This window comes from Methanomicrobiales archaeon HGW-Methanomicrobiales-1 (genome assembly GCA_002839675.1).
In the GTDB taxonomy this organism is placed as follows: Archaea; Halobacteriota; Methanomicrobia; order Methanomicrobiales; family Methanospirillaceae; genus Methanoregula.
Genome location: PGYM01000001.1, coordinates 770,256 through 790,778, shown reverse-complemented (window position 1 = coordinate 790,778; position 20,523 = coordinate 770,256). Strand labels below are relative to the sequence as shown.

Genomic DNA, 20,523 nt, shown 5'->3' with positions numbered 1-20,523 from the left:
GTGTTATGGGTATCGATTTCTGATGTTGAACAACAAAACAACGGGACGAACCTATTAATTTCCCATCCTGCACAATAGGAGATCATTCATGATCCGTATCCGAACCGACCAGTTCCCGTCCATTATTTTGATCATTCTCACGATTGTGGCATTTATCGTATTCTGGTCAATTATGGATATGGTCCTTTTAGGTGCATCACTGGCAATCGTACTCATTCCGCTCCATCACCAGCTGTCGCGCCATATGCGACCCTGGATTTCGGCATCGGTGATGACTCTTTCAGTGCTGGGTGTTTTTTGCGTGATGGGACTGATCACGCTGGCAATGTTTTCTGAACATGCTGCTACCCTCTCCCAGATGTTTATCACCATCGGCAACTGGATCAATAATCCCCTGACCAATCCCATGGCATACGGTATCCCGTTAAGCAAGACAACTCTTTCCGGCCTGTTACAGGAAGGAACAGGATTATTCGTCGATTACCAGAAAACGCTGATCACCTACCTTCCAATTATCCTGTTCAAGATGTTCGTCTTTTTCTTCACTTTGTTTATGCTGTTTTTAAAGGGTGAAGAACTCAGGGAAAAAATTATTTATCACGTGCCCGCGGTGTTAAAAAAATATGTAAACCGGCTTTCCGATGCCACCGGGGACACATTATATGCAATTTATTATGTCCAGGTTGCCATTGCGGTCCTCACGTTCTTCATTTCAATCCCGGTTTTTTATCTTCTTGGCTATGGCGATATTATTTTTTACTCATATTTTGCTGCATTCTGTGAACTTATCCCCATCATCGGATCATCCGTCGCGTTTATCCTTATTGGCGCCTATGCCCAGGCGATTGGGGATTTCCGGGGGGTATTAATCCTGTTTTTCCTCGGTTATCTTATTGTATCTCTCGTTCCTGAGATCTATGTCCGTCCGGTCCTTGTCGGCAGGAGGGTCAAGATCCACCCGGTGATCATGTTCATCGGCATTATCGGGGGACTCCTGACCATGGGGCTTGCGGGTTTTGTGCTGGGCCCGCTTATCATTGTGCTTCTCATTACCAGCTACCGGATGTATACCGAAGAAAGAAAAGAACGCGGCTTATCCTGTTTTGGGGATGGCCGGCAATAAACCGGTAATCATCTGAGGATATTAAAGGGAAAGCATTATACCCTATTTCCGACGACAGATAATAAAGAATGACAAGCGGCCCTGTATCTTTTTCCGGAATAATCAAGTCCATGGGACTTGTGTTTGGCGATATCGGGACCAGTCCCATCTATGCACTCGCGGCAATCTTTTACCTCATTCCCCCTACCCCGCAGAATATCATGGGTATCTTGTCATTGATCATCTGGACCCTCACGCTGCTGGTCACCCTTGAATATACATTCCTTGCCATGCACCTTGGTAAAAAAGGTGAAGGGGGAACAATTGTGCTCAAGGAGATCCTGCTCCCGATGTTAAAATCCGGAAACCAGGTTGCTTTTGTTTCGCTCATTGCAATTATAGGGATTTCGCTGTTTATCGGAGACGGCGTTATCACCCCGGCAATCAGTATTCTCTCTGCAGTCGAAGGTGTGCTCCTGATACCGGGATTTGAAGGCACAACCCAGATGACTATAATGATCATTGCTGCTGTTATTGCAATCGGCCTTTTCATGTTCCAGGCGCGGGGTACAGAACGGGTAGCCTTTGCCTTTGGCCCGATAATGGTTGTCTGGTTTATCGCTCTTGCGGGTTTCGGCTTGTTCTCATTGTTTTCTGCGCCGTCAGTTCTTCTCGCGATAAACCCGATGTACGGCATTAACTACCTGCTCCATCACGGGCTTGAAGGATTCCTGATCCTTTCTTCCGTGATCTTATGTGCTACCGGTACAGAGGCACTCTATGCAGATATGGGCCACCTCGGCAGAGAGCCCATTATCAAGGCGTGGTATATTGTTTTTATTGCCCTTGTGTGTAACTACCTGGGACAGGGTGCTTTCCTTATGACCCATCCCGGTGCAAAAAATATCCTTTTTGAGATGGTGTTTACCTATGGTCAACTGCTCTATATCCCGTTCCTGCTTATGAGTATTGCTGCAACAGTTATCGCTTCGCAGGCAATGATTTCCGGCCTGTTTTCGATTGTGTACCAGGGCATCACCACCCGCATCATGCCGCTCCTGCGGATTGAATATACCTCCCCCCAGCTTCGCTCGCAGATTTATATTGATATTATGAACTGGCTCCTCCTGTTTGCAGTACTGGTTGTCATTATTATCTTTAAATCATCCAATAATCTCACCATGGCCTATGGACTGGCAGTGAGCGGGGATATGGCGATCACCGGGTTACTGATCACCTGGATCCTGATTGCCCGGGGCGAAATTGTCAAGACCATGCTTGCGGCAAGTCTCTTTTGTATTAATATCATATTCCTGCTCTCCAATTTCCACAAGATACCCTCTGGAGGTTACTGGTCCCTGCTGATCGCGTTCATCCCGTTCTGCATCATCATGATCTATGTCCATGGCCAGAAGAAACTCGCTGCAGCATTAAGCCCGATTCCGCTCGATGATTTCTTAGTAAAATTCGATAAGATCTATACTTCGGTGAACAGGATCTCTGGTACGGCGTTATTCTTTGCCCGGGACTTCCGCAAGCTGCCGCAATATGTTCCCCGGATTATGTTTACCAATAATATCGTCTACGATGACAATATCATCATCTCAATCATCCGAACCGAGCAGCCGTTTGGCGTGACCTGGGGAGTCACCCGGGAAATCACCAAGGGCCTCTCGATCTTTGAGATCTATCTGGGTTACATGGAGATTGTGGATATCGGCAGTATCTTAAAAGAGGCTGAGATCGAAGAGAAGACGATCTTCTATGGCATGGAAGATATCATAACTACCCACGTGGTCTGGCGTATCTTTGCAGCGATAAAACGCCTGTCTCCTTCCGTTGTGCAGTTCTACAAGCTGCCATCCGATAAGATCCATGGTGTGGTGACACGGGTGGAGATGTAATTTTTTTTAGCAATAATTTCTATATCACACCAGCACAAATATAACCCGGCGAGCGAGGGTTGCCGAGCCAGGTCAAAGGCGCTGGATTTAGGGTCCAGTCTTGCAGGAGTTCAAGGGTTCGAATCCCTTCCCTCGCATTGGATTTTTTTTAGATTAATTCATGGGTACAGAATCGTAATTCTGACTTTATTTTTTACTTTCCGGTCGATCCTATGAGCACCCGAAGTAGTAAATGGATTGTCATCAATTGCGCGAAGCACAAGAAGAAGATATACTGATTAGTAACTATTTTTACACTCTTGCCATTTTATGAGAATCTGAAAATTACCTGAGTGTTTCAGGATTCCGAACAGGTAATTTCTCCTCAGCGTATCCCGCATGAATATGGATAACCAAAAATCGAATTAATGTTGGGATATAACAAAAAATGATAGGTTATTTCTATTCACCTATAACGTGAAAAGAAATCAGAATAACAATGTTTTGATAAAACGAAAAAAAATTATCGGATTAGAGGGTGGTATCGATCAATACCTGCTCTGAACCGTCAGTGAACTTCCCGACACCAATAATCTTGGAATTGGCCGCGGCAGCAAATCTGGTTGTATTACCGATATTAAGGGTTTTGGGGTCTTGTGATAGAAGTCCACCAGCATTGGCGGCGACATCAACACCATTCACAGACCATTGAATACTGGTAAGCGAACCAGAGTCCTGTCCTCCCTGGTAAACCGCTGATACAGTAGTTGTATTAACCCTGCTCAGAGTTGCCGAAACAACCTTTGTCTTGTTGATATTTCCAGCCATGCCGAACACGAATGCAGCGATAACCGCTGCGAGGATCACCGTGATTGCGACCATGAGGATCACACCAATGACCGGTGATACTGCTTCTTCATTCTTTTTTGTAAACGCCATAATTCAAACACCTAGAGAATGCCCAAAGATGGACATGACAATGTATATTCTGATTATGCATCATTTTTGTATATAGTATTTTGCATGCGATTTTCGCATTTTACTCAAGCCAGACTATGAAAGCAGCAGTAAATCAATGGGTTTTATTTTTATTTTAGTGCGAATATTATATTTTCCCCGGATGGCGATATGAGAAATCCATGAGACACTTTTTTCATTGAACCGTTTTATGGTGCAGAATTGAACAAGATGGTTAAAATATTGGAAACGGTCAAAATTGAATCTCTTGCCAGTCAACCAATAATATTTTAAATCGTTTCAAAATTATGAATCAATTTTGATATTCCCTTGTTTTTGTCCGAAATTGGAAATAATCAAAAATCATTCTTCGCTGGATCCAGAAGGATCTCATGGGGAAGTCCGGCAAGGGCCACTGCACCGAGTGCGCCGATCACCCCATTGCCCCCCCAGAGATAAATCCCGAACTGCTCTGCCGTAGCTTCGGCAATTGTACGGGAAATCACCTGCTCACGCACTAGCCTGCCATATTCCCGCAGTTGTTCCGGAACTCCGAGCCCGGTACGAACCGCAATACCCCATTCCGGGGAGAGCGATTCATCTGCAACAAACCGCCGCACCTTATCGGATAGTTCGTCAAGCATTTCGGGAATAACTGCAACTTCGATGAAACTTGCGGAATTGCCCGCAGTTTTTACAAACACATCCTGGTTGAGCATCGCAACATGATGACTGATAGGAAGTACGCCTTTGATCCGGGTCACGTGCGAGAGCAGGGCAAGGGCAAGCGCAAAGGTTGCACCACCCTCTTTTGTATCGGTGTCATCGATACCGATAGTCACGTGGACCATTGCCCGGGTCCAGACATCGCCTTCCACAATGTGACCGTTATGATGAGTATCGACCCGGGTCACCCCTTCGGCCCGGGCCATCATATCGGACAGGGAATAGGCCGGGCCGCCAATGCAACGGATCTTCTGGACAATAGAATCGCCGACATGCTCAACACCAATCACTCCGACTGCCGGAAGGGGCATAAGGCCAACCAGCACATCCCGGTATCCTGTACGGGCACATTCCCTGAGCAGCGTGCCGTCTCTCTCGACGTGGGATAATACTCCCCCGGCAAGCGAATGATGGTGCCCGCAGAACGCGGCACAGGCACCACTCATACAATCGTGATATATCTCGACATTATCGCCATCCACGGTGGTGAATATCCGACGGCAGGTACTGGACGGGATCGCACTGAATGCGGCATAGCGTGCTGCATTTCTTCCCCGCTTCTCTTCGCGGAGGAAGACACATCCTTCACGGAGGAGGCGGCTCACCCAGTCCTGTGCGGTGCTGCGGGGAATATCTGCTGCGGCGTGGATATCGGTGACGGTAAAAAATCCCTTGTCAAGCGTAATCTGTCGCATCAGGCGCAGGTACTCGCGCCGGTGTTCAAGTACGCCGGTCATAATGATCCCTGATAAACAGGATGTCTCCGATGATCGCACTTGCCGTCTCGACCGATCCTGCACCCCGGCCAATGAGCGTGATCTCTTTAGCCATATCGGTCTCGATGGTCAGGGCATTTAACGTGCCTTCAACGACCAGGGGGTGATTCTTTTTAATAATACGGGGTGAAACACGGAGAATGCGCTTGCGGGGAATCGCTTCAGCAATAAGACGGATCGTGCACCCATCATCTTCGGCCAGACGGAGGGCATCCGGGGTCAGGAGATCGATGCCGGTACAGTCAACGTCATTCAATGTTACGCCGTTTCCCCAGATCGTGTTTGCGAGAATCACCAGTTTGATCGCTGCATCGATGCCCTTGACATCATAGGTCGGGTCCGCTTCAGCGTACCCCATCTCCCGGGCTTCCATCAGGGCCTGGTCATAGGTAAGACCTTCAACGGCCATGCGGGTGAGGATATAGTTACAGGTGCCGTTGAGGACACCGTAGAGCGCAAGGATCTCGTTACCGGCAAGTCCCTGCTCCAGGGTATGCATTACGGGAATCGCGCCGGCAACCGTGGCTTCATACCGGAGTGCCACGTTACTCATGTGCGCCATATCACGGAGTTCTTTGTTTTTTAGCGCGATCGGGCCTTTATTGGAAGTTACAACGTGTTTTTTCCGGGCAAGGGCTGCTTTTATATATCCGGTTGCAGGCTCTCCCGATAGTGCATTTGTCGGTGTGACCTCAACGAGTATATCATACTCGGCTTTCTCTATGATATCTAATGCGGTAAGATTTCTGTCCCCGCAGTACCCGTTTTTCTTCTTGTTTGAAAGAAGTGCAGGTATGTCAAGCCCGCCAGAATCCATTGCCCCGCTTTTTGAATCGGCAAGCCCGGTAATGGTTAGGCCCAGATCTTTTTTCGTGATCATTTCTGCCACGCCGCGTCCCACAGAGCCAAGGCCAATTAAAGCAATCTTCATGCGATCTCCTCCAGCGGTTCAATGAGAAGCAGGGATTTATGCCGGGATACCCGGCGCAGGATTGCGAGAGCGGCTTCCATATCTTCTTTGCTTACCGATTTGATGGTAAGGCGTGATGATGAGCGGTCTTTTACTGCCGGCATACTCATGGAAAGCTCACTCACCTCAGCAAAGCCGGTGGAGTCAATCTGGTCAATGGTATCGGAAAGATCTGTGTGCATGAGATGCCCGATCAGGATGACCGTCCGCTTGTAGAGCAGGCGTTGTTCACCAATGCGCTGAATATGGACTCCCTGTTCCTTGAGAAGTTCAACCAGTTTTTCCAGGTGCCCTTCCGGTAGTTCGAGCACGATCTGGACATCAAGAGTGCCATGATCCGAATCGGGTTCCCGCTGGTGGATAACCGCGATAATATTTCCCCCAACATCGGATATGGGCTTTAAGGCCGCGACCAGCTGGCCCGGCGAATCCTTCATCTCAAGTTTCATGGAGACCTGCACAAAACCACCAGACCAGTAGTAGCACGGCTATTTAGATAAGTCTTTTATTTTGCGTACAGGCTTTACACAGCCATGCTATCTGAAAAAAACATCCCCGATTGTTATTTTCTAAAGGAAACCGGCAACGGTAAAAAAAAAGGATCAGAGTTTTCGTAATTTGCTGTCCACTTTTTCAAAGAAATTCCGCCCGGTATCCACAAACAGGGCAGGATGCTTGGCTGGTTTTACCTCGAGAGTCATAGAAGTACCCAGCTCGATGGTCTGCTGGCCGTCAATAACTAGATTCGCCGGTTTGGTGCTCTCAAGCCTCACTTCAAGGCGCCGGTTGCTGCTGATGATATGAGGGCGGGATGAGAGGAGATAGGGTGCAAGCGGGACCAGGATAAAACCATGAATTCTCGGATCTACAATAGGCCCGCCGGCACTCATGGCATATGCCGTGGAACCCGTCGGGGTGCTGATGAGGAGGCCGTCTGCACGGAACTGCTCGGTAATAATGCCATCCACTATTATCGAAAATCGCAGCATCTTTGCCGGACGTGTTGTTACGATCAATGCTTCGTTGAGAGCGGTGCCCAGAATAATACCGTCTTTTGCCAGAGTGATCCGCATCCGTTCTTCAACGGAAAAACCCCGGGGAAGGGTCCTGACAAAATCGATCGCTTCAGCCGGATCGAGGTCGGCCAGAAATCCTACCTCCCCACGGTTAATGCCGATTACCGGAACCGGGTGCTGCATCAGCTGGATTGCGCGGAGGATCGTGCCATCCCCGCCGACAATCACAACCGCATCGGCAGTGGTGTCAGCCAGCGGTAACCCGGTTTCACCAAGGATTGCCGCAGTATCATCATCGAAATGCACCTCAACTCCATCCTGTTCCAGGATCTCCTTAACCTTCCGGGAATAGGCAATTGCATCCGGATTATCGATTCGTGAAACAAGTAACAGACGCATCGTAAAATCACCGAAGATATTCGATCACTTTATGGTGTAATGCCCTGTTGGTAGCAACAATACACCGCCCGATAGTCACTTCATCCGGGAACTGTATCGGATCCCCGTTGAGATCCGATACCTTGCCTCCGGCTTCAGAACAGACAAGCATACCCGCTGCAGCATCGGTGACCCGGAGGGTATTACGCAGATCAATAAAACCATCTATCCTGCCACAGCCGACATAGCAGAGCTCTAATGCAGAGGCTCCCAACAGGCGCCAGCGGCGGATTTTTTGTCCCAGCTGCATTACGCGCGTCGGGTCAAATTTCCGCCCGTAAATGCTCATTGCACATTCATCAAGATTCGTAACATCCGATACCTGTATCGGTTTGTTATTGCACCGTGCAAATTTTCCCCGTATCGCCGTAAAAGTTTCACCACTGGACAGATTTCGAACAAATGCCTTTTGGATTTCTCCTTTTTCTGCATACGCAATGGAAAGCGCGAAAAAGGGTATTCCCGCTATGGCGTTGAAAGTCCCATCAACAGGATCGAGAAAAATTGTTCCCCGCTCTCCTTTAAATTCGACTTTTCCCGCTTCTTCACTGATAAGGAGACTGCACAGGGGATTTTCTGTCAAATAGTGCAGAACACAATCCTCTGCAACCTGGTCAATTACCTTGGTAGGAGTAAGATCTGCACCCATCCGGAGAGTTTTGCCGCCTTCGGGTGTCCCTACGAGATCACGGATACTCTCTTCGACCTCATCTGCCATCTGGTTGCATGCTGACAGGAACTCCATGACCATATTTCCCGTTTTTCTACGCTGTATTTATGTAATGCTATGGTGATAAATTACTACCGCGATTATTAAATTTCAAAAAAGAGATGTGAACGAGATGAAAGAACAGACAGAAATCGGAAAGATCAAGGAAGGACGGTATATTGTCATTGAGGATGAACCCTGCAGGGTGCTGAGTATTGCAACATCCAAGCCAGGAAAACATGGTGCAGCAAAAGCTCGTATCGATGCAATGGGCCTTTTTGATGGCGTCAAGCGTTCAATTGTACAGCCGGTATCGGCAAAGACGTATGTGCCGGTTGTTGAGCGAAAGAGCGGACAGATTCTCTCTATAGCCGGAACCACCGCGCAACTGATGGATATGAAAGACTTCACCAACTTTGAAATTCCGATTCCGGATGAAAAGAAAGGAACCATCGAAGTTGGAAAAGAGTATATGTATATCGAATCGATGGGCAAGAAAAAATTTGATTAATTTTTTTTAGTGTTTTACTTTGGCCGAAAAACAAATAATCAAAAAATGGCCCTGTAATATTTCTCTAAGTTCTTGATGCTATTAGAAAGCCTTGATCTTTGCACATACCACTCCAGGGGTATTTCCTTGGGGATAGATTCTAATGAAAAATAAAGTCAAGCGAGTGTCCGCACGGGTTGCATTCTCTTTATTGAAAAAAAGGATAACACTCATAACAGATAGTGAAATTTAGAGCATTTTTGGAGAAACTAGAATTTCAGAATAACCAAAAAATAAGGTAATTATTTGATATATTCAGATGGAACCCGTATCTCAATTCCATAGGAATTAATTGCATGCGTATTAATAATGAAGAAATAATTTCTGTTACCCTCAAAAAATTTTTCTTTCCAGGGTCTGGGATCTGGGATATTTACTGAACCGGAATAATCACTCTCAACCGATTTTCCCTTCCAAAGGGCTTTATCAAGTCCCCCGGGAGGTGTGATGGTCCGGATAATCCGGTTTGGATCATCCCCATCCATCACCTGAACAGTAAAGGAAGGAATCATTACAGAAAACGATCCTTGGATTACCTGGGCGCTTCCAATGCTCTTTTCCCCGCTTTGTTTTGAGCCTGTTACCGATGATGAACTAAGGGATTGTTCTTTTCCTCCCATATCCGTAAAGGGATCAACCGTGTACCACATTTCCCAGTAAGGGAAGGGGATATTCATGATCTCGGTTGTACCGCTGTATTGCCCGGATATTTTTGCAATAGTGGTCATACTTTTATTCTGGGTGATGCTGTCAATCCGGGTACCCCCGGGAAGGGACTGGTTAAAAGAGACACCATAGGTTGAAGGATTGACAAATACAACCGATGAGACGTTTTTGTCCCAGGTTGGAACCGGTGTTGGAGTAGAAGTAGGTACTGGAATTGTTGTAATGACCGTGACAATCTTATGGGAAATATTTGCAGTTTGGAGGGTAACAGATATTTCGGTAGGTTGTGGCGTGGCTGTTACAATGCCGGTATTAACAGGTTGCCCGGTCATGATGGGTTTTATAACTAAAGCTATGATCAGTATTATGCAGAGCGCGCCTGCCATGTACATAATATCTTTTTTATCCATTTTTCTGATTTATACTGTTGATTGCGAGCAGATAAATATTCATTCAATATACAAATTGCAGGAAACGAAAGTGAATACTATCCGACGATTTAACGACTATTAACCTACTGAATTTTGGCAATATCATATGCAATTTTTCAAAAAAACTGATTATGACTGTTTTTTGATTCCGGATTTTGGCCTAAATATAAATACAATGACATCATCCTATGAAATAAGGATGCTGCGATATTCAGTATCCACAAAGAAAAAGGTGAAAAGATGAATTCCTTGAAACATAATGATGAAGGGTTCACCGGTCTTGAGGCAGCGATTGTGCTTATCGCATTCGTTGTCGTAGCAGCGGTGTTCTCGTACGTGGTACTCGGTGCCGGGTTCTTTACAACCCAGAAGGCACAGGAGTCAGTGCACACGGGTGTACAGCAGGCAACCTCGGCACTTGAACCTTCGGGGCCGGTAACAGTTCGGGCAGCAACTGGCGGCCTCACAGCAGACAATGTGTCATTCTACCTTCAGCTCGCTGCCGGGGGTGCTCCGGTTGATATGGGTACAATTTCTTACACTGTTTCCACGGCTAACCGGGTTTCAACATATTCTGCCGGTCAAGTAACTCTCGAGATTCTCAACGAGGTAACTACCGGGAATTCCCTTGAACCACGCGAGATGGCATTTGTTACGATCCCTCTTGCCGCTGCATCTGACGGGGTTTGGACAAGTGATCAGCTGACGGTCAATGACAAGTTTATTGTTGAGGTAAAACCCTCTATTGGCGCAGCACTGCCGATATCAAGAACAATGCCATTAGGGATGACTGCCGGTACCTATTATGAGGTATTTTAAGGAGGGTGAAAAAATGAAAAATCTTTATTCAGATGATGCATTCACCGGACTTGAAGCCGCCATTGTGCTGATCGCATTCGTGGTCGTTGCGGCAGTCTTCTCGTACGTGGTACTTGGCGCAGGATTCTTCACATCCCAGACGGCCCAGGCAACCGTCCACACGGGTGTGCAGCAGGCAAGCTCAAGTATGGAGCTGGTGGGAAATGTGTATGGACTTGCTCCAGCATCTGGTGCAGCCAATCTAACTTCCATGAACGTAACGGTTGCTCTCACTGCTGGAGGTACCGGCATGGACTTGTCCCAGATGGTGGTATCCTACCGGGATAATAACGGGGGCTATAATTCAAGTGTGCAATTCTCAGAATCCTGCGGTGATGCAGTCAATGGCGGAGGAGCACAGTTGTCATGGTGTATTGGCGAAAAACTCTACAGCCAAAATGGTGTTGAAAATAATGTACTTGACCCCAATGAGCAGATGATCCTCATTGTTGGAATGCCAATAACGGCAACGCCAAACACAAAGATTTCTGTTAATTTCCAGCCTGCAATTGGAGCAGTTCTGCCGGTCACAAGAACGGTACCTGGTTCAATTACTAAGGTTCAGGCAGTATACTAATCTCTTTTTTTTCTCTCAATTAACCTGAAATCATTTCTCAAATGATTGTAAAAGAATCATCCTCGTCCCATTCTTATCACAAATTATATTTACTGTGATTGTACTATATTCATATATCATGGCGGTAAACCAGTCACAGGTAGACCATATCATCACTGCCGCATCTGAAGATGACCCCGAGGTCAAGCTCCAGAACCTCGAGCGTGAAGTCGACCTGATAAAGACCTCCATCAAACGTCTCCTTATGGATATCCGCGAACGGATGAATGAACTTGAAAACCCGTTCACGCTTGCCCCGGCAACGGGTGGGGGAATTACTTTACCGTCTTCTACAGATTCTGATGCAGAAGAAGCAAAACAATCTGCCCTTGAGGCACGGGAAGCTGCTCTGGATGCCCGTGAATCGCAGATTGATGCAACCAAATCAAAAGATGAAGCAGAAAAGTTAAAAACAGAGCAACTTAAAGAAAAAGAGCCGGAAAAATCACCTCCGGTAATGACTCAACAGGAGGCAGAACGGAAGATGCTGGATGAACAAATGCTCGCTGCCTTACGGAACCAGATCAATGTTCCACCACCATCAGGTCATCTTCCAAAAACAGCACAACCTCCTGCAGTTCCCGCAACAGAAAAACTCCGGCTCCAGAAAGTGTATAAACTCTTTAAATGGACGCACCAGTCGGTAAAAAAGTACGGGCATGACCGTCTCGAGATCATGTTGGGATCCTACCAGGCAATGGGATATATCACCAAAGATTCCTGTGATGAAATTCGCGAGATCTCCCGCCTTATGCCGGCAAATCTTGGTGAGGAGCACGAAGTAGGGCCAGATGAGTTCGTTGCTGAGCTCTATGCACTCAACCGCATCCTTGCGCCGACGGATACATCCCTTGACCGGGATATGATAGAAGTTATGATGGAGCAGCGCCAGCAGGATCCTCCAGCTAAAGAAAAATCCGGCGAAGGAAGAATAGATATAGCAAGTGTTTCGATGAGGGAGCGCTCTTCCCCTTCAAACAGCAAAGAAAAAGATGACGACTGGATGAACCTTCCCGACAGGATATAATCAATGTCTGCCGAGACATTCACCACTGCCATGTTTTTGATTACCGCAGTCATTGCGGCCGGTGTATTGATCAATGCCATTTTTCCGGTAGTCTATAACATGGCAGGAACATTCCAATCCTCAACGCATGAATCGGATCAGCGCCTCCGTACTGATTTTAAGATTGTTGCTACCTTTGCAAACAGTACACATGCTACAGTGTGGATGAAAAATATCGGAAGCCAGAGAATTACCTATACAGATATTCAGCGATCCGATGTTTTTTGTGGACCGGTAGGTAATTTTGGCCGGCTTACCTATGTTAATGACTGGCCACCCGTTGGTTACTGGACTGAATTACTGAGTGATCTCAATGTTCCTCCAAATAACTATTGGGATCCTGGTGAAACACTTGAGGTAATTGCACAACCCCCTACAATGCCATCAACGGGTGACATTGTGTACTTCCAGTTTGTCCTGCCAAACGGAATATGGCGTTCGAATGAATTTACCGTGAGCTGATTACTATGGCTGTTGCAGAGATTATTGGAGCAGCAATCGGAGTGATGCTGCTGGTGGTGGTGGCTTACATGCTTGTAGGTAGTGTACTTACTGCAGCTGAAGTTGTCTCAACCGCACAAAAAGATCTCACCCTGCAAAATGAGGAGCGAATGAGGACCAGCTTAGTAATCACCGATAAGAATAAAGATAGCAACATCCTCAATATCAGTATCACCAACACGGGATCCGAGATAATTAGTGATAAAACCCATATGGATATTTTTACCAGTTTGGTTGGGGGTTCAACTGGATACTGGCACCTGACTTACAATACTGCATGCGGTATTGAAGGGACATGGTGTATACCCAGCGATAAGGGGATTGTTCCTGATGCAATACATCCCAACCAACTGGACCCGGATGAAAAGATGTGGATAATGGCAACATCTCCAACTGGCACGACTCCCGGCTGGTGTCAGGTTGTCACCAGCAATGGCGTGTCTGATTCAGCATATATATGATTAAAATACTTGAGGAGATCGTTAAATGGCACACATTTCTGACCTGATGGGGGGAGAAGATAAGCATATCCTCTCTACCGGCAACAGTGAACTCGATAAAAAGATAGCCGATGGTCTACCGCTTGAATCGCTCACCCTGATTGAAGGAGAAAATGATACCGGGAAAAGTGTGTTGACCCAGCAGATCATCTGGGGCGCAATGAAGCAGGGATTGTCGGTTGATCTCTTCACTACAGAGAGTACCACCAAGAGTTTTATCAAACAGATGGAGTCGATGAGCCTCGATATATCCGAGTATTTCGCCTGGGGCTACATCAAGGTCTTCCCCCTTCACGTTGTCGGATTTGAATGGAAAAAAGAAGAGATGACCGGTATTCTTGCACATCTCATCAAGCATATCCAGACAAGTAAATCACAGGTTGTAATCGTTGATTCATTAACCTTATTTACCGAATATGCAGAGACTGATGCCATCCTTACCTTCTTTACCAGCTGCAAATCACTCGTTGATCACGGCAAGACAATTCTTGTGACACTCCATACCTACGCCTTTGAAGAAGATACCCTTGTACGAATACGATCAATCGCTGATGCTCACCTGAACATGAAAAAAGCCCTTGTCGGGGACAAGTATGTGATGGTAATGGAAGTAAACAAGGTACGCGGTGCAAGAAAAACCACTGGTAACCTTGTCAGTTTTGAAGTCCATCCGGGTTACGGGATGAAAGTTATCCCCATGAGCTTTGCGAGAGTCTGATATGGGCACGCCATCAATCGCAGTCAATCTTCCCTATAAACCCGAAGTAGTTGATTCCAATGTTGATTTTTACAATGATATCGAATCGAGCCCGCTGTACAAAATGCTCCCGGCGAATGCCAAGGAATATGTGAAAGCAAGCCCACACCTGCTCGAATACCTCCATACATTTCCGGTAAACACATATGGCATTCCGCTCTTTTTGTCAGAATTGAAAAAAGATCTCCGCAAGATGGAGAGCCCCAATATCATTTATCCGGTCAATGAGACCACATTTATCCACATTCTTCCCGATCCTGATGATGTCAGGAATTATTATATTCCTATTGAGCCGTCATTCCTCCACAATGTCGGTGCGATGCTGCCGGTTATTGAGACCAAACTTATTGACCTGATTGATGGCCTGGATGAAGATCCCATCAGTGACAAGGAACGTGCAGAAGTCATTAAACGAATGCTTGCAATTGTAGCAGTGATCCGACCCAAAAACGTTGATCTTGCACAGTTTACCGGTAGTAGCGGGGGACAACAGCAGGATATGAAATCCAAGATCACGACTTTTTTAAAGACAGACTTCTCGGCAAAAGACAAGATGAAGAATGTCAAAAAGAAGCATCAGGTCCCCCTCACACCCGATGGCAAGGTAATCCTTACGAATGAGGAGTACCGGGCTATCGAGTACCTGCTCATCCGGGACAAGGTTGATATGGGGATACTCAAACCGTTCCTCTCCGACTCCTATATCGAAGATATTTCCTGTGATGGTATCGGACCCATATTTATTGAACACAAGATTTTCAAAGGACTCAAATCAGTTATTGAATTCAAAGTCTCGAGCGAGCTTGATGAGTTTGTTGTCAAGATGGCAGAGCGGATCAAGCGTCCGATCACGTACCGCAACCCGGTCATCGATGCCACCCTGCTTGACGGATCGCGTATCAACATCGTATACGGCACCGCGATCAGCAGACATGGGAGCAACTTCACTATCCGTAAAGTGAACGAAGTTCCGCTTTCCATTCTCAACATCATTGATAGCAATGGCCTCGACTACCTGTCAGCAGCTTACCTCTGGATATGCGTGGAGTACGGTATGTCTCTTTTCGTTTCCGGAGAAACGGCAAGTGGAAAAACAACACTCCTGAATGCGATTACGACATTCATTCCCCCGGAAAACAAGATTGTTACTATTGAAGATACACCAGAGCTGAATGTGCCCCACAGGAACTGGATCCGGGAAGTAGCACTCGCCAAAGGAAAGGGTGAAGGCGGTGGTGCCAGTGGAGAAGTTTCAATGTTTGACCTGCTCAAGGCCGCCCTCCGTCAGCGGCCCAACCAGATCCTTGTTGGTGAAATTCGTGGAGTGGAAGGAGCGGTGGCGTTTGGTGCCATGCAGACAGGTCACCCCGTGATGAGCACGTTCCACGCAGCCTCTGTCGAAAAACTTATCCAGCGTCTCTGCGGTGACCCGATCAACATTCCCCGGACCTATGTCGATAACCTAAATCTTGTAGTCATCCAGAGTGCCGTCAAGCGCCCGGACGGGCAACTGGTGCGCAGGATGATCAGCTGTAATGAACTGGTGGGATTCAACCCGGAAACACAGGGATTTACATTTGTCGAGATGTTCAGCTGGGAACCGGTTACCGATACTTTTACCTGGAGCGGTAAAGGCAGTTCGTTCCTGCTTGAAAACAAGATTGCCACCATGCTGGGTATGCCGGACAGCAAAAAATCTGAAATATATCTTGAAGTAGAAAAACGGGCAAAAATTCTTGAACGCCTGCATAAAGCCGGTTATACTAAGTTCTGGGACCTGTTCCACATGATGACCAAGATCAAGAAACAGGGACTCCTGCAGATTGGTTCCTGATATGGCTGATATCCAGCAAGAGAAATCGGATACACCGGCAAAGCGAGAGATCCCGTTTGCTTCTACACTTGAAGAGCTAAAGGGAAAAATCGCTGTTGTTACCGAAGCAAAAAAAATGGGAGCAGATCTGCTCTTTATGATGACCTATATGGCATCTCTCGGACTTGCCAGTGCCACCCGCCCGGAAATTTTTGCCTACTCAGCCAACCGCACGGAGTATATCTCTGCAAAATACATCGCCAAAGTGGATACGCTTGCAAAGAAATGGGGTTTTAGTTATTCCGAATCGCTCAGCATTGTTGCCGAACGCACAAATAACATCATTCTCAAGAGCATGCTCAACCGGTATGCAAATGCCATTGAATCCGGTGTCCCGGATGAAGATTTCTTAAAAAATGAGCTATCTACGGTTCGAACCGTGTACCGGAGCCAGATCGAGCAGGGACTCGAGATGCTCAAGAAATGGGGGGATGCCTATATCGCCATGCTCCTTTCAGGTACCGTTATAGCGGTGGTTATGATGATCTCCATCGCCATTTACGCTCCGGCAGGGATTCAAGGCACACTGAATATCGCCTATGGTATCATCTTAGCCATCTCGGTCAGTGGCAATGTGCTGATGTATACGTCAGTTCCCGATGATCCAAAATCCCATGGCCTGATAACCCGTGCATCGAAAGAACAGGAGACCATCCGTGCCATGGAAAGGATTATTGTCCCTCTCACCATTGTTGCAGTTATCGTCCTTGTGCTGCTCGGTATTCACGCAGGACTGATTTTTGTTCTCGTAGGAATTCTCATGGCACCGCTTGGCATCATCGGCTATATTGATGATTCCAATATTACGATTCGTGATGCAGATTTTTCAACATTTATCAGGAGTCTCGGGGCGGTCATGGGAGGGCAGGGTACCACCGCAGTATATGCACTGGGAACAATCGATCGAAAATCACTCACGGCGCTTGAACCGCTGGTAAATTCTGTATATTCCAAGATGAATCTCGGACTTGATGATAAACAGATCTGGGATAAATTTATCGGTGAATCAGGAAGCGATCTCATCTATAAATACTTAAATATCTACCTGGATACAATCATGCTCGGGGGTCCCCCGGAACCCATTGGTACGGTCGTGGGATCTTCGGTGCTTGAACAGACACTCCTGAGGCAGAAGAAAGATATGCATGCAAAAAGTTTTTTTGTGCTGCTCATTCCCATGCATATCGCAATGATAGGAATTTTTGTTGCACTCTACCAGATCATGGTAGTCCTGACCGGCTCTGTTGCAAAAATGATGGCACAATTCGAAGCGAATGCAGCAGCCGCAGGATCATCAGGAGTGGGCGGTATGTCGTCAGGTTCTGCACTTGGCGGGATGAGCCTGCTTTCTAACTTCCCGGAAAAGGAGATGATGACCTTTGTAGTAATTATTCTCACCATCATCACCATTTCTAATATCCTTGCAGCAAGAATAGTTGGAGGAGGGGATCGGTATATGTATTATTTCTACACAGCAATATTCTGTTCATGTACCGGACTCGTGTTGCTCCTGGCACCCATCGGTGTCGGTTTGTTCTTCAGCCCGGAAGGACTTGCGAATATGGCAAAGCAAGGTTTGGGAGGATAAGAGATTCACCATGAAAGATAGTCTTCGCCGTCCAATACTGTTTGCTGTTATTGTTATCACCGGATCCATCCTGATCCTTTTCGATATCCCTATCATCGTTATGATCCCCATTGTGCTTATCGTGGGCTTTGCAATCCTCCTCATTCTCGGTGCAATTACGATTGCAGAAATTAAAACCGGTCTGGGAAATCTGAAAAAGAAATCCACACCCGGGCAGAAAGATAAAGCGCAACCAGTAAAAACTGCCGCAAAACAACCGGGTAAAAAGCCGGATAAAAAAACCGGCATAGGCTTCCACATTACTTCATTTGTATCGTCTATCAAATCGCTGGGAACATTACTCAAAGAACGCAGTAAACGCGGGAAAAAGGTAGAAGATATCAACATGATGCTTGACAAAACAGTCAGCGAAAAAGTTGTGAAAAGTTCAGCATCCGCGAGTGGTGGAAATGGTGGAGGCTCATCCGTTCCTTTACCATCCGGAGGTGCAGGGGGTATGACAAAAGATCAGGATCCCTTCCTTTCGCTTTCTGAGGATGAATTCGATATGGGGCTGCTCGACTCTCTCGATGATCAGGACTCCCCGGTAACAACTGCAGGAATTACTGACAGTCCAGATGCTTCAATTCCGGACACAATGTCTCTTGAGACCAATGAACCCGATATCCCGCTCCCCTCGCTTGACGTTGATGATGTAGCGGGAGATATTCTTAAGGACAATGCGGAGGGACTTGACGAATTTGGGGATCTTGGGAGCATTGAATCACTTGACAGCGACTTTGGGGATCTTGAAAACCTGAGCCTTGATGATGTCGATCTTGATGAAGACGGACAGGAAGAACCCGGACAGTCACCGGAAACTCCGGATGCTGACGCTCCGGTAAAAGCAGTTACCATTACTGAACCCGGCAAAGATGAGGTCAAGACAGAGTGGATTAAATCGGATGCTCCAAAAGATGCATCTCAATTCGAAGACCAGATATCGACCCAATCCGATATGGCTGCATTTGCCGGGGGTGGCGGGAGCGATGCAGATCTTTTAAGCTCGCTTGCTTCAGACGTCAAGCATGTCAAAGTCGAGAAAAATCTCAGCCTTCTCAGAGAATTAAAAGATTTCAAAGCCCCGGCTTCTGATGTTGAGAGCGAACTATCCGACATGTTCACAAGAATGAGTGCTATTCAGAAAACTGAAAAAAAGGAAGTCCCCCCGAAAGAGGGAACAAAATAAACCATATCACTACACACGTATAATTCAGGATATCATATAATACAATAAAGGAAAATTTTATCGAGGATTCATGAAAGAAGTTCCAGTAAAAATTGAGTTCAACAAGGAATGGATCGTTGCCAAAATGAGTGTTGGCGAAGATCGTATGATACTTCCGGCTCCGATTAACAAGGAGATCCTCTTTAAATCCGTATCGGACGTTTCTGAAAAGAAAAACATTCTCATTATTACCGTAAAAACGGACACGGAAGTAGTATATAAGATACTTTCCGTTGAAAAAGTCCTCCAGTTTTTAAAAATCCATATTCTCCCGGCATGCAATGCATACCGGCTCATGGCGTACTTTATGTCTCCTGCTATCCGTGGCGGTGTGATGATAAAAGAAGCGCAGTGGGAAAAAGGGAGCGTCGTTGTTGTCAAGAGCGGTATCTGGTTTGTTGGCGCAGCAAAACAGATCTGTGTACCCATATCGGATGTGGCAGCGATCGAACTCACCAAACGGGATGTCCAGGGAAAAGCTACCGATGTGGTAAGAATTGACCATCTGGAATCAGCAGAAGTGGTCTCAAGTCTTGTACTCTGCCCACTGTCTACCCTGCAGGTCCTCTACAATTTCTTAAAAGACACAACAAAAAGCATGGATATGAAAGGAACCGAGCTGGACGGAATTGACCAGCAGGTTGCCATGCTCATATACTCGGGAATGGATTCCCATGCCATCGAGAATATGCTCAATATACCCCACAAGCAGCTCGACTCGATTTATGATAAGATTTTAAAACTGGGACTGGCTGAAGTAGTTATCATAAGAAGAGAAGTCCAGCTCACGACAAAAGGGGTAAGATATATATCAGATGCCACAAAATCTCAAACAAATTAGAATTTCCCCTTTTTTATCACCAATACTTCTTTAAGTAATGATCTCACTAACTGTAAATTGATCGTCAATGGGAAAGATTTTGATCGTGGATGATACGCTCTTCATGCGAACCCTTATCAAGAATATTCTGTTTTCTGGCGGACATACGATAGCCGGTGAAGCAGGGGATGGCGAAGAAGCGGTAGCAAAATATCAGGAATTGAAACCAGACCTCGTCACAATGGATGTCGTGATGCCTAAAATGAATGGAATCGAGGCATTAAAGGCCATCAAGGCAATTGATCCCGCAGCAAAGATCATCATGTGCACGGCTGTAGGACAGGAACAGATGGTCAAACTTGCAATAAAAAGTGGTGCAAAAGGGTACATTGTCAAACCATTCCAGGCACCCAAGGTCCTGGAGGAAGTCAAAAACGTACTGGCGTCCTGATT

At 46.6% G+C, this 20,523-nt stretch carries 21 protein-coding genes and 1 tRNA gene; 15 read left to right on the top strand and 7 right to left on the bottom strand.

What is annotated here, in order from left to right; all coding sequences use genetic code 11:
* Window positions 1-88: 88 nt before the first annotated feature.
* The 3 genes from CVV30_04105 (at window position 89) to CVV30_04095 (ending at window position 3,143) form a co-directional block, all read left to right on the top strand.
* A complete protein-coding gene (locus CVV30_04105; GenBank protein PKL70542.1) occupies window positions 89-1,123 on the top strand; it encodes an AI-2E family transporter in 1,035 nt (344 codons plus the stop codon).
* A 68-nt stretch (window positions 1,124-1,191) separates the two neighbouring features.
* Window positions 1,192-3,006 (top strand): potassium transporter Kup, encoded by a 1,815-nt coding sequence (locus CVV30_04100; protein PKL70541.1) that lies wholly within the window; start codon window positions 1,192-1,194, stop codon window positions 3,004-3,006.
* A gap of 52 nt (window positions 3,007-3,058) precedes the next feature.
* Window positions 3,059-3,143 (top strand) — tRNA-Leu (locus tag CVV30_04095).
* A gap of 373 nt (window positions 3,144-3,516) precedes the next feature.
* On the opposite strand, the gene CVV30_04090 is transcribed toward CVV30_04095, so the two are convergent.
* The 6 genes from CVV30_04090 to CVV30_04065 form a co-directional block, all read right to left on the bottom strand.
* Window positions 3,517-3,924, bottom strand: a complete 408-nt coding sequence (locus CVV30_04090; GenBank protein ID PKL70540.1) for a type IV pilin — start codon at window positions 3,922-3,924, stop codon at window positions 3,517-3,519.
* A gap of 374 nt (window positions 3,925-4,298) precedes the next feature.
* Window positions 4,299-5,405 carry a sugar-specific transcriptional regulator TrmB gene (locus CVV30_04085; GenBank protein ID PKL70539.1) on the bottom strand — a complete coding sequence of 369 codons (1,107 nt, stop codon included), beginning with the start codon at window positions 5,403-5,405 and terminating at the stop codon, window positions 4,299-4,301.
* Window positions 5,389-6,375, bottom strand: coding sequence for a homoserine dehydrogenase (locus CVV30_04080; GenBank protein ID PKL70538.1), 987 nt, complete (start codon window positions 6,373-6,375; stop codon window positions 5,389-5,391). The genes CVV30_04085 and CVV30_04080 overlap by 17 nt, the downstream gene beginning before the upstream one ends.
* Window positions 6,372-6,863 carry an amino acid-binding protein gene (locus CVV30_04075; protein ID PKL70537.1) on the bottom strand — a complete coding sequence of 164 codons (492 nt, stop codon included), beginning with the start codon at window positions 6,861-6,863 and terminating at the stop codon, window positions 6,372-6,374. Before CVV30_04075 ends, CVV30_04080 begins: the two co-directional genes overlap by 4 nt.
* Before the next feature lie 153 nt (window positions 6,864-7,016).
* The gene (locus CVV30_04070; GenBank protein ID PKL70536.1) at window positions 7,017-7,829 is read right to left on the bottom strand and encodes an NAD(+) kinase; all 813 of its coding nucleotides are present in this window, start codon (window positions 7,827-7,829) and stop codon (window positions 7,017-7,019) included.
* Between the two features lie 7 nt (window positions 7,830-7,836).
* The gene (locus CVV30_04065) at window positions 7,837-8,613 is read right to left on the bottom strand and encodes a fructose-1,6-bisphosphatase (protein PKL70963.1); all 777 of its coding nucleotides are present in this window, start codon (window positions 8,611-8,613) and stop codon (window positions 7,837-7,839) included.
* Between the two features lie 97 nt (window positions 8,614-8,710).
* On the opposite strand from CVV30_04065, the gene CVV30_04060 reads away from it, so the two are divergent.
* Entirely contained in the window at window positions 8,711-9,088 is a 378-nt protein-coding gene (locus CVV30_04060) for a translation initiation factor IF-5A (GenBank protein PKL70535.1), read from the top strand.
* Window positions 9,089-9,369: 281 nt separating this feature from the next.
* Here CVV30_04060 and CVV30_04055 read toward each other — a convergent pair whose 3' ends face one another.
* A complete protein-coding gene (locus CVV30_04055; protein ID PKL70534.1) occupies window positions 9,370-10,203 on the bottom strand; it encodes a hypothetical protein in 834 nt (277 codons plus the stop codon).
* 261 nt (window positions 10,204-10,464) lie between these two features.
* On the opposite strand from CVV30_04055, the gene CVV30_04050 reads away from it, so the two are divergent.
* The 11 genes from CVV30_04050 to CVV30_04000 all read left to right on the top strand — a co-directional run bounded on the left by CVV30_04050 (window position 10,465) and on the right by CVV30_04000 (window position 20,521).
* Complete coding sequence (locus CVV30_04050) at window positions 10,465-11,043, top strand: flagellin (protein ID PKL70533.1); 579 nt, start codon at window positions 10,465-10,467, stop codon at window positions 11,041-11,043.
* 13 nt (window positions 11,044-11,056) lie between these two features.
* Entirely contained in the window at window positions 11,057-11,659 is a 603-nt protein-coding gene (locus tag CVV30_04045; protein PKL70962.1) for a flagellin, read from the top strand.
* Between the two features lie 118 nt (window positions 11,660-11,777).
* Window positions 11,778-12,725, top strand: coding sequence for a hypothetical protein (locus CVV30_04040; GenBank protein PKL70532.1), 948 nt, complete (start codon window positions 11,778-11,780; stop codon window positions 12,723-12,725).
* 3 nt (window positions 12,726-12,728) lie between these two features.
* Entirely contained in the window at window positions 12,729-13,226 is a 498-nt protein-coding gene (locus CVV30_04035) for a flagellin (GenBank protein ID PKL70531.1), read from the top strand.
* Between the two features lie 5 nt (window positions 13,227-13,231).
* Window positions 13,232-13,726, top strand: a complete 495-nt coding sequence (locus tag CVV30_04030) for a hypothetical protein (GenBank protein ID PKL70530.1) — start codon at window positions 13,232-13,234, stop codon at window positions 13,724-13,726.
* Window positions 13,727-13,751: 25 nt separating this feature from the next.
* Window positions 13,752-14,483 carry a flagellar accessory protein FlaH gene (locus CVV30_04025; protein PKL70529.1) on the top strand — a complete coding sequence of 244 codons (732 nt, stop codon included), beginning with the start codon at window positions 13,752-13,754 and terminating at the stop codon, window positions 14,481-14,483.
* Window position 14,484: 1 nt separating this feature from the next.
* Window positions 14,485-16,356 carry a secretion system protein E gene (locus CVV30_04020; protein PKL70528.1) on the top strand — a complete coding sequence of 624 codons (1,872 nt, stop codon included), beginning with the start codon at window positions 14,485-14,487 and terminating at the stop codon, window positions 16,354-16,356.
* A gap of 1 nt (window position 16,357) precedes the next feature.
* The gene (locus CVV30_04015) at window positions 16,358-17,983 is read left to right on the top strand and encodes a flagellar assembly protein FlaJ (GenBank protein PKL70527.1); all 1,626 of its coding nucleotides are present in this window, start codon (window positions 16,358-16,360) and stop codon (window positions 17,981-17,983) included.
* A gap of 10 nt (window positions 17,984-17,993) precedes the next feature.
* Complete coding sequence (locus CVV30_04010; protein PKL70526.1) at window positions 17,994-19,211, top strand: hypothetical protein; 1,218 nt, start codon at window positions 17,994-17,996, stop codon at window positions 19,209-19,211.
* A 70-nt stretch (window positions 19,212-19,281) separates the two neighbouring features.
* A complete protein-coding gene (locus CVV30_04005; protein PKL70525.1) occupies window positions 19,282-20,091 on the top strand; it encodes a hypothetical protein in 810 nt (269 codons plus the stop codon).
* A gap of 67 nt (window positions 20,092-20,158) precedes the next feature.
* Window positions 20,159-20,521 (top strand): two-component system response regulator, encoded by a 363-nt coding sequence (locus tag CVV30_04000; GenBank protein ID PKL70524.1) that lies wholly within the window; start codon window positions 20,159-20,161, stop codon window positions 20,519-20,521.
* Window positions 20,522-20,523: the final 2 nt, after the last annotated feature.

What these genes read in the sequence shown, in the direction of transcription:
- CVV30_04105 (PKL70542.1), top strand. Translation starts at nt 89, where the DNA reads ATGATCCGTATCCGAACCGACCAGTTCCCGTCCATTATTTTGATCATT.
- CVV30_04100 (PKL70541.1), top strand. Translation starts at nt 1,192, where the DNA reads ATGACAAGCGGCCCTGTATCTTTTTCCGGAATAATCAAGTCCATGGGA.
- CVV30_04090 (PKL70540.1), bottom strand. Translation starts at nt 3,924, where the DNA reads ATGGCGTTTACAAAAAAGAATGAAGAAGCAGTATCACCGGTCATTGGT.
- CVV30_04085 (PKL70539.1), bottom strand. Translation starts at nt 5,405, where the DNA reads ATGACCGGCGTACTTGAACACCGGCGCGAGTACCTGCGCCTGATGCGA.
- CVV30_04080 (PKL70538.1), bottom strand. Translation starts at nt 6,375, where the DNA reads ATGAAGATTGCTTTAATTGGCCTTGGCTCTGTGGGACGCGGCGTGGCA.
- CVV30_04075 (PKL70537.1), bottom strand. Translation starts at nt 6,863, where the DNA reads ATGAAACTTGAGATGAAGGATTCGCCGGGCCAGCTGGTCGCGGCCTTA.
- CVV30_04070 (PKL70536.1), bottom strand. Translation starts at nt 7,829, where the DNA reads ATGCGTCTGTTACTTGTTTCACGAATCGATAATCCGGATGCAATTGCC.
- CVV30_04065 (PKL70963.1), bottom strand. Translation starts at nt 8,613, where the DNA reads ATGGAGTTCCTGTCAGCATGCAACCAGATGGCAGATGAGGTCGAAGAG.
- CVV30_04060 (PKL70535.1), top strand. Translation starts at nt 8,711, where the DNA reads ATGAAAGAACAGACAGAAATCGGAAAGATCAAGGAAGGACGGTATATT.
- CVV30_04055 (PKL70534.1), bottom strand. Translation starts at nt 10,203, where the DNA reads ATGGATAAAAAAGATATTATGTACATGGCAGGCGCGCTCTGCATAATA.
- CVV30_04050 (PKL70533.1), top strand. Translation starts at nt 10,465, where the DNA reads ATGAATTCCTTGAAACATAATGATGAAGGGTTCACCGGTCTTGAGGCA.
- CVV30_04045 (PKL70962.1), top strand. Translation starts at nt 11,057, where the DNA reads ATGAAAAATCTTTATTCAGATGATGCATTCACCGGACTTGAAGCCGCC.
- CVV30_04040 (PKL70532.1), top strand. Translation starts at nt 11,778, where the DNA reads ATGGCGGTAAACCAGTCACAGGTAGACCATATCATCACTGCCGCATCT.
- CVV30_04035 (PKL70531.1), top strand. Translation starts at nt 12,729, where the DNA reads ATGTCTGCCGAGACATTCACCACTGCCATGTTTTTGATTACCGCAGTC.
- CVV30_04030 (PKL70530.1), top strand. Translation starts at nt 13,232, where the DNA reads ATGGCTGTTGCAGAGATTATTGGAGCAGCAATCGGAGTGATGCTGCTG.
- CVV30_04025 (PKL70529.1), top strand. Translation starts at nt 13,752, where the DNA reads ATGGCACACATTTCTGACCTGATGGGGGGAGAAGATAAGCATATCCTC.
- CVV30_04020 (PKL70528.1), top strand. Translation starts at nt 14,485, where the DNA reads ATGGGCACGCCATCAATCGCAGTCAATCTTCCCTATAAACCCGAAGTA.
- CVV30_04015 (PKL70527.1), top strand. Translation starts at nt 16,358, where the DNA reads ATGGCTGATATCCAGCAAGAGAAATCGGATACACCGGCAAAGCGAGAG.
- CVV30_04010 (PKL70526.1), top strand. Translation starts at nt 17,994, where the DNA reads ATGAAAGATAGTCTTCGCCGTCCAATACTGTTTGCTGTTATTGTTATC.
- CVV30_04005 (PKL70525.1), top strand. Translation starts at nt 19,282, where the DNA reads ATGAAAGAAGTTCCAGTAAAAATTGAGTTCAACAAGGAATGGATCGTT.
- CVV30_04000 (PKL70524.1), top strand. Translation starts at nt 20,159, where the DNA reads ATGGGAAAGATTTTGATCGTGGATGATACGCTCTTCATGCGAACCCTT.